Below are 8561 nucleotides of genomic sequence, written 5' to 3' on the forward strand. Positions count from 1 at the left end.
GATTTTTCCTTCTATCTGGCGATTCCCACGCTGATTGGGGCCGGCGTCTACAGTCTGTACAAAGAAAGGGCGCTGCTGTCCTTGGCCGACGTGCCGCTGTTCGCGGTCGGCCTGGTGGTGTCGTTCATCAGCGCGTGGCTGTGCATCCGCTGGCTGCTGCGCTACATCGCCAGCCACAGCTTTGCCGGATTTGCCTATTACCGCATCGTCTTTGGCGTGGTGGTGCTGGCCACCGCCTGGAGCGGCACGGTGCACTGGGGGGTGTGAGTTGCAGCTTGCCTCGCTGTCTTGTTCTGCGTTATCGTTGGGCATTGGCGCATGTGAGGTGCTCACGCGCCGTGCGCTTGTCATCTCTCAAAGGAAGTGCTGAGCCCCATGCCGGACAATCACACGCTCTCCATGGACCAGCTTCGGGTTGGGTTGTATGTTCACCTTGATTTGAAGTGGTTTGAGCATCCGTTCGCGTTTGGCGATTTCAAGATCAAGTCCGAGGAGCAGATCAGGATCATTCGCAGTCTGGGTTTGAAAACGGTGCGCTTCAGCCCGGATTTGAGCGAGGGCACGCCACCGCCTCCCGTGGCCGCGTCGTCCGCGCCCGGCGCCACCGCTGTCGCGCCGCCGACGGTCAGCCCGGAGCCCGAGCTGACCCCGGTCATGCTCGCCAAACGCGCCATGATGGCGCAGATGCAGCTGCGTCGGAAGGACGCCGAGCGGATCGAGAAGGCCTTTGTCAACACCGCCAGCGCCATTCGCGACATTGAGAAGAACATGTTCAGCAAGCCGCTTGAGACCGTGCAGCAAGCGACGAAACTCATCGCCCAAATTACCGATTCGATCCTCAGCGCCCCGGAGCTGGCAATTCATGTGATGGGCGACAAGATGGGGGGCGAAGAGCTGTACTTTCATTCGCTCAACGTCACCATGCTCTCGATGATGATCGCGCGCGACCTCAAACTGCCGGCCGAGGTGGTGGGTGCCTTGGGGCTGGGCGCCTTGCTGCACGATATTGGACGCAAGGAAGTGCCCGACAAGATACTGCGCAAAACGGAAGCGCTGACGCAGGCCGAGCGCAACTTCTATGAAATGCACTGCCAGTATGGGGTCGACATCGGTCAGCGCATGCAGCTCGTGGCGCCGGTGTTGGCCATCATCCGGGAGCATCACGAGCTGTTCGACGGCACGGGTTATCCGGCCAAGCTCAAAGGCGAATCGACCAGCCTGCTGTCGCGCATTGTGGTCATTGCCAATTTCTACGACGAGCTGTGCAACCCCCCATTGATTGCCGACGCGCTGACGCCGCATGAAGCGCTGTCCCTCATGTTTGCCAAGCTGCGCGGCAAGTTCGACCCCAAACTGCTGCAGGTCTTTATTCGCTGCCTGGGCGTCTATCCGCCGGGTTCGATCGTGCAGCTGTCCAACGGCGCCATCGGCATGGTGGCAACGGTCAACACGGCGCGACCCATGAAACCGACGGTGGTGGTGTACGACGCCGACATTCCAAAAGAGGAAGCGATGCTGCTGGACATGGAGCGTGAAACCGAGGTCAACATTGCCAAGGCCATCCGGCCGGCCCAGGTGTCGCGCGATGTGTACAACTACCTGAGCCCGCGTAAACGGGTGAGCTACTACTTTGACGCGAGCTCGTCACGACCAGAAGCAGGCAAACCATGAGTGACCTGGCGCGGCTGATGCTTGACCACAGCCCCGAGATGCTGCTGCTGGTCGACCCGGTATCGCTGGAGATCGTGATGGCCAACGCCACGGTGGCCAGGACGCTGGGTTACTCCTCGGAGCAGCTGCGGGGCTTGCCGATCACCGAGATTGAAAGTGCCTTGCAGGACGTGTTCTATTGGGAGGACGTTCGCGCTGGCCAGTACCTCGATGTGCAGGGCCAGGAGGGTCAATACCGCCGCGCCGATGGGGAACTGTTGACGGTCAGCAAGTCGGTTCAGATCCTGGACAATGAAGGCGCGCCCCTGCTGCTGGTGCAGGCGCTGCAGACGCTCAGTGAACGTAAAGCGGAGGATGCGCTGGCGCATACCTTGTCGCAGCTGCGCGCCACCTTGGAGTCCACCGGCAATGGCATCCTGGTCATCGGCTGGCAGGGCCGGATCGACAGCATGAACCGCCTGTTCAGCCAGATGTGGGAGATCCCCGACGATTTGCTCGACGCGCATGACGATGCCCGCATTCTCGGTTTCGTCGCGGGCAGTGTGATCGAGTCCGAGCTGCTGCAAGCCCGACTGGGTGCGATCGTGGACAAGGGCGAAACGGAAGATCTGCTGCACCACCGGGACGGCCGCGTGTTCGAGGCCAGCTCGCGCCCTCAATACCTGGGTGAGCAGATCATTGGCCGCGTGTTCGGTTTTCATGACATCACCCAGCGCACCCTGGCCGAAGAGGCCTTGCGCGAGTCGCGCGATTTGCTGGAAGAACGGGTGCTGGCCCGCACGACCGACCTGGCCGCTGCCAACGAGACACTGGTGCAAGAGCGCGAGCGCCAGGCGGCCTTGATCAAGCGGCTGGAAGAGGCGCAGAACCAGTTGCTGCAATCGGAGCGCATGGCGTCCATCGGCCAATTGGCGGCCGGTGTGGCGCATGAAATCAACAACCCGGTGGGCTTTGTCAACTCCAACCTGGGAACCTTGCAGGGCTATGTCACCGACATGCTGCGCTTGCTGTCAACCTACGAGCGGGCGGAAGACGCCATGGCCGGGGTTGCGGTGCTGGAAATACGACAGATCAAAGCCGACATCGACGTCGAGTTCATGCGCGAAGACGTCGCCAGCCTGCTCGCTGAATCGCTGGACGGGCTCAAACGCGTGACCCGTATCGTGCAGGACTTGAAGGATTTTTCCCACGTCGATGAATCCGAGCGCCAGTGGGCCGATCTGGAGGCCGGGCTGGAGAGCACCTTGCGCGTGGTCTCGAACGAGCTCAAGTACAAGGCCGACGTCGTCAAGGAGTTTGGCGGCATTCCGCCGATCGAATGCTTTTCGTTCCAGCTCAACCAGGTGTTCATGAACCTGTTGGTCAATGCTTCGCACGCGCTTGAAGGGCATGGCACGATCACCATTCGCACCGGGCATGACGATGCCCAGGTGTGGATCGAAGTACAAGACACCGGACGGGGCATCAAGCCCGAAAATTTGACCCGGATTTTTGAGCCGTTTTTCACCACCAAACCGGTGGGCCAGGGCACCGGGCTGGGCCTTTCGCTGTCTTACGGCATTGTGCAAAAGCACGATGGCCACATCGAGGTCAAGAGCGAGTTGGGGCAGGGCACCACGTTCAAGGTGATTTTGCCCAAAAAGGCGGGCGCCGCGATCAAGCCCCCAGGTTGAGCAGCGCCGCTTCCATGGCGGCGGCGGTGGCAATCGGTTTTTCCATGGGGAAGAGGTGGCTGCCGTCCAGCATCATGATGCGGCCTTTCGTGACTTTTTCGGTCATGGCCATGCCAACCTGCTTCATCTCCACCGAGTGAGTGCCACCCAGAAAAGCCACCGGACATTTGAGCGGGTGGCGCTTGAGTAGCGCGTCCAGGTTGTCGGGCAGGGTGTCGTAGATGGCGGTCTCGACCGCGCGGTCAAAGCTCAACACCCGTTTTTTCTCCTCGCCGTGGCCCTCGTCATGGGTGCCGTGCGCGATGTAGTCCTGCAGCACCTGCGGGTCCCACTTGGCAAACGCTTTTTTATGCCGAAAGTGTTCCAGCGCGGCCTCCTGGCTGGGCCAGTTGTTGCGGCGCTGGCGGCTGATGGCGCCGGGGGACACGGCACCCACCAGCTGTGCGCGTTTCATGACACCCAGGGTGGTGGCGCGCCAGCCGCCCAGAAGGGGCGAGTCCAGCAGCAGCACGCCACGCGCCAGCGCCGGCGCGCGCGCGGCGGCCATCAGGCTGACAAAGCCGCCGAAGGAGTGGCCGGCCAGAAACACAGGCGCCCCCGCTTTGTCGACTTCGCGTCGCGTGAAATCAAGGAGCTGCTGCACCAGATGGGGCCAGTTGTTGGTGACGGGGTACTTGGCATCGTGGCCAAACTTTTCGATCGCCCTGACCGTGAAGCCGCGTGATTTCAGATTCTTGAACAAAACACCATAAGTGCTGGCAGCAAAACTGTTGGCGTGGGAGAAGATGATGTGGGGCATGGGGTCAGATCAGCTTTTCCTGAGGTGTGGTGATTTTTTTCAGGGGCCGGCTGCGGCTGGATTGAATCATCAGCGGCACTTCGGTTGTTTCGCCGTTCCACATCGGGTCTTCAATGCTGTCAAACACCTCACGCAATTTTTGTCCCCAACTGCCGTGCAGCATCCTGAAATAGGGGTTGTTTTCGTCGATGCAGACCACCTTGTCGGTCTGGAACGTGTTGGCTTCATAGACCACCAGGTCCAGCGGCAGGCCCACTGACAAATTGGACTTGAGCGTGGAGTCCATCGACACCAGCGCGCACTTGGCGGCCTCGTCCAGCGGCGTATGGGGCGTGATGACGCGGTCCAGCACCGGTTTGCCGTATTTGGATTCGCCGGCCTGAAAGTACGGTGTCTCGGTCGTGGCTTCAATGAAGTTGCCGGCGGAGTAGACCTGAAACAGGCGCATGCCTTCGCCCTTGATCTGCCCGCCGAAAATCAGCGACACATTGAAGTCAACGCCCGACTGTTTGAGCGCCGCCCCATCGCGGTCGTAGACCCGGCGAATGGCCGCGCCCAGCACGCGCGCGGCATCAAACATGCTCCTGGCGTTCCAGATCGTGATGGCGTCACTGTCTTCGTGATCCTTGAGTTGCTCGACCTGCAATATCTCGCGCACCGACTGCGAGACGCTCAGGTTGCCGGCCGACAGCAGCACCATGAAGCGGTCGTCGGATTTTTCGTAGACGATCATTTTGCGAAAGGTGCTGATCTGGTCCAGCCCGGCATTGGTGCGCGAGTCGGACAGAAACACCAGTCCGGCGTTGAGTTTGATGGCGACGCAGTAGGTCATGTTGTTGCCTGGAGAAAAGTAAAACGTGGAGTGCGGTTTTCACCTGAAATAAGTATTCGATTTTGTACCAGCTTGAGGCTGTTAATTCTCTACGCAGAATTCGTGCCGGAAATGTCCTCCCCGGCGGTGGCCCTGATCCCGCCTTGTGCTGCTCGTTATTCGGGCTCGCTGGATTGTTGGGCGACGCGGAGTTTTTCAATTGAAAGCCGGCAACGTAGCGGGAGCCGACCACCACAGAACCGTGTCGCACAATGCTTGCCTACCCACAATCAAGAGGCCGCCATGACCGACTCCACCACACTTTCCCGCCGTGCACCCCGCCGCTTCTGGGGCTGGGGCCAGGCCGATGCCTCGCTGGATACGCGCGAACAGGCCACGGTAAAGACCATGGTCGAGCAATTGGAGGTGCCTTATACCGAGCGGGCAGTGCCGCAAGTGCACGAATTTACGCTGCCCTCGCCGCGCGTTGCCGCGCCCAAGGCCCTGGTCTCGGTGTTTTCAGCCACGCCACTGGACCGGCTCAACCACTGCGTTGGCAAGAGCTATGCAGACCTGGCGCGCATGTGGCTGCGCGCCCCGCCCACGCCACCCGACTGGGTGGCATTTCCCGATGACGAGCAGGCGGTGGTGGACATTCTGGACTGGGCGCAGGCCCACAACGTGGCGGTCATTCCCTACGGGGGCGGCAGCAGCGTGTGCGGTGGTGTGGAGGCGGCGGTGGGCGACAGCTATGCCGGGGTGGTTTCGCTGGACCTGGAACGCCTGAACCGGGTGCTGGAGGTAGACCCCATCAGTCGCGCGGCCCGCATTCAGGCTGGCGCGCTGGGGCCACAGCTGCAAGCCCAGCTCAAACCGCACGGGCTCACGCTGCGCCACTTTCCGCAGAGCTTTGAGTTCTCCACGCTGGGTGGCTGGATCGTCACGCGGGCCGGGGGCCATTACGCCACGCAGCACACCCATATCGATGATTTTGTTGAGTCCACGCGGTTGGTCACCCCTAACGGCATTCTGCAAACACGGCGTCTGCCGGGCTCGGGTGCCGGGCCTGCACCAGATCGGTGGGTGCTGGGGTCTGAGGGCACGCTGGGCGTGCTGACCGAGGCCTGGGTGCGTCTGCAAGAGCCGCCGTGCTTTCGTGTATCGGCCTCGGTCCGCTTTACGGACTACTTTGCGGCTGCACGTTGTGTGCGGGCATTGGCGCAGTCGGGGTTGAACCCGACGAACTGCCGTTTGCTGGACCCGATGGAGACCGTGTTTTCTGGCGTGGGCGATGGCCGTTTCGCCATTTTGGTGCTGGGCTTTGAGTCGTCCGACCACCCGCTGCAGGCATGGATGGCGCGTGCTTTGGATCTGGTGCGTGACCATGGCGGCACGTTTGACGCGGATGCCGTGGCCCGCTCGCTGGCCGCTCAAGGCGGGGACGAGCACCGCAGCGGTGCCGCCGGGGCCTGGCGCGACGCTTTTCTGCGCATGCCCTATTGGCGCGACCCGGCCGTTGGGCTGGGGCTGATCATGGATACCTTTGAGACCGCCATCACCTGGGATCGGTTTGAGGCGTTTTACGCCAGTGTCAAGGCCGACGTGGGAGCGGCGATCAAGCGCGCCACGGGGCAGGAGGCGCTGCTGTCGTGCCGTCTGACCCATGTGTACCCGGACGGACCGGCACCGTATTTCACGCTGGCCGCGCGCGGCGGCGCGGATGGCAGTGTGGCCAGCGCCTTGTCGGCCTGGCGCGACATCAAGCAGGCGGCCAATGCCGCAGTCATTGCGCACGGCGGCACCATTACCCACCACCATGCCGTCGGGCGTGATCACCGCAGCGGCTATGAGCGCGAAGTGCCCGCCCTGTTTCGCCAGATGCTGGCGGCGGCCAAACAGGTGGCCGACCCGCAGGGCATCATGAACCCCGGTGTTTTACTGGATCCGGTGGCCCGGCAGGTGGGGCACAGCGGGATACTGGCACCGTCATTTTCTGGGTCTGATGTCAAGGCCGCAGCGCCCTGCAAAACACCGACGTGAATAGCAAGAACCCTAGTGTCCTCGACCGTCAGCAACAGGTCGGTGGCCGAAATTGGTTTTGACCAAATCAACGCCAGATTGCCGACCTGCCAATGCATATCTGAACGGCTGGTTTGGAGGAGGCAGATCGCAAATGGCTACTACGGCTATGTGTCTTTTTCAGGTAGTCGTCCAGCGATTGCCTTTGGCGGCTTTCCCTCGGTGATCCCGGTCAATGGTGCCGTAAAACCCAAGCAGCCCCCAAGAAAAATGGCCCCTTAAGTGGGGCCATTTGTTACGTGCAAAATTTACTTGCTGTCTGCGTCTTTTGACGGTTGGACGGTTTTCTTCTGATTGAACTTAAGCGCTGCTTCAGCCAGCTTCTGTTTCCGCAACAAATTGAGCCTCTCCAACTCTGCGTGGTTACTCTTTTTCATGTTCGGGTCCTTGCCAATTACGCCTGCCATAGTGGTTTTTCCTTTGTTTCAATCTAACTGAACGCCAGCTGTTTCGTTTTTTAAAAACGAAGCAGCTGAGTGGGGTGCCCGTGTCTCAAGCCTTGCCCGCCAGAGCCTTTAGCTGGTACAGCGCATCCAGTGCTTCGCGTGGGCTCAGCGTATCAGGGTTTAAGGCCTCCAGCGCCGTCTCCACCGCGCTGGCAGCTATGCTTTCTGTAGCGGGGGGGGCGGCGAACAGGTCCACCTGGGCGTGCGTCTCGGACGCCTTGGCTTCCAGCGCCTCCAGCGTGTGGCGCGCCTGGTTGACCACGGCGGCGGGCATGCCGGCCAGCCGCGCCACCTGGATGCCGTAGCTCTTGCTGGCCGGGCCGGGCTGGATCTCATGCAAAAACACGATGTCGCGGCCCGACTCGACGGCGCTCACATGCACGTTGACCGCGGCGTGGTGCTGGGCCGGAAACTCGGTCAGCTCGAAGTAGTGGGTGGCAAACAGGGTGTAGGCCTGCGTTTTGTCGTGCAACTGGGTGGCAATGGCCGAGGCCAGCGCCAGGCCGTCGAAGGTCGAGGTACCGCGGCCGATTTCGTCCATCAGCACCAGCGAATTCGGCGTGGCGGCGTGCAATATCTGCGCACCCTCCAGCATTTCCAGCATGAAGGTGGACTGGGCGTTGGCCAGGTCGTCGGCGGCGCCGATGCGGGTGTGGATGGCGTCGATCGGCCCGAGGCGGCAGGCGTTGGCCGGCACATAGCTGCCCATGCTGGCCAGCAGCACGATGACCGCGATCTGGCGCATGTAGGTGGACTTGCCACCCATGTTGGGGCCGGTGATGATCTGCATGCGCTGCTTCGGCCCCATGCGCGTGTCGTTGGCGATGAAGGCGCGGCTACCGGAGGGGCCTCCTATGCCACTGGTCTCGGCCAGACGGGCCTGCACCACCGGGTGGCGGCCTTGCGTGATGTCCAGGCAGGGCTCCTTGGCAAACTGCGGGGCGCACCAGTCCAGCGTCAGGGCGCGTTCGGTCAGGGCACACAGTGCGTCCAGCGTGGCCAGGGCGCGCGCCACTTGCGTCAGCGCCGGTACGAACCCCTGCAGCTGGTCCAGCAGCTGCTCGTACAGCCATTTTTCACGG

Annotated in this window: 9 protein-coding genes; 5 read left to right on the forward strand and 4 right to left on the reverse strand. The window is 61.8% G+C overall.

What is annotated here, in order from left to right; all coding sequences use genetic code 11:
- The 3 genes from B3V69_RS10190 to B3V69_RS10200 all read left to right on the forward strand — a co-directional run.
- The coding region (locus B3V69_RS10190; protein WP_296446211.1) for an undecaprenyl-diphosphate phosphatase at positions 1-267 on the forward strand (267 nt) is incomplete at its 5' end.
- 108 nt (positions 268-375) lie between these two features.
- On the forward strand, positions 376-1671 hold the full coding sequence (locus B3V69_RS10195) for an HD-GYP domain-containing protein (RefSeq protein WP_296446213.1): 1296 nt from the start codon (positions 376-378) through the stop codon (positions 1669-1671).
- Positions 1668-3344, forward strand: coding sequence for an ATP-binding protein (locus B3V69_RS10200; protein ID WP_296446216.1), 1677 nt, complete (start codon positions 1668-1670; stop codon positions 3342-3344). The genes B3V69_RS10195 and B3V69_RS10200 overlap by 4 nt, the downstream gene beginning before the upstream one ends.
- On the opposite strand, the gene B3V69_RS10205 is transcribed toward B3V69_RS10200, so the two are convergent.
- Together B3V69_RS10205 and B3V69_RS10210 are read right to left on the reverse strand one after the other, a co-directional pair.
- Positions 3328-4143 (reverse strand): alpha/beta fold hydrolase, encoded by an 816-nt coding sequence (locus tag B3V69_RS10205; protein ID WP_296446218.1) that lies wholly within the window; start codon positions 4141-4143, stop codon positions 3328-3330. The two genes, B3V69_RS10200 and B3V69_RS10205, sit on opposite strands and share 17 nt — an antisense overlap.
- A 4-nt stretch (positions 4144-4147) precedes the next feature.
- A complete protein-coding gene (locus tag B3V69_RS10210; RefSeq protein ID WP_296446220.1) occupies positions 4148-4975 on the reverse strand; it encodes a proteasome-type protease in 828 nt (275 codons plus the stop codon).
- 282 nt (positions 4976-5257) lie between these two features.
- Here B3V69_RS10210 and B3V69_RS10215 point away from each other — a divergent pair, with 282 nt between their 5' ends.
- Complete coding sequence (locus B3V69_RS10215) at positions 5258-6994, forward strand: FAD-binding oxidoreductase (RefSeq protein WP_296446223.1); 1737 nt, start codon at positions 5258-5260, stop codon at positions 6992-6994.
- Positions 6995-7009: 15 nt separating this feature from the next.
- Complete coding sequence (locus B3V69_RS10220) at positions 7010-7255, forward strand: hypothetical protein (RefSeq protein WP_296446225.1); 246 nt, start codon at positions 7010-7012, stop codon at positions 7253-7255.
- Between the two features lie 26 nt (positions 7256-7281).
- Here B3V69_RS10220 and B3V69_RS10225 read toward each other — a convergent pair whose 3' ends face one another.
- The gene (locus B3V69_RS10225) at positions 7282-7440 is read right to left on the reverse strand and encodes a hypothetical protein (RefSeq protein WP_296446227.1); all 159 of its coding nucleotides are present in this window, start codon (positions 7438-7440) and stop codon (positions 7282-7284) included.
- Between the two features lie 85 nt (positions 7441-7525).
- On the reverse strand, positions 7526-8561 hold a 1036-nt coding region (locus B3V69_RS10230), incomplete at its 5' end, for a MutS-related protein (RefSeq protein ID WP_414707507.1).

It is taken from the genome of Rhodoferax sp. UBA5149, assembly GCF_002413825.1.
In the GTDB taxonomy this organism is placed as follows: Bacteria; Pseudomonadota; Gammaproteobacteria; order Burkholderiales; family Burkholderiaceae_C; genus Rhodoferax.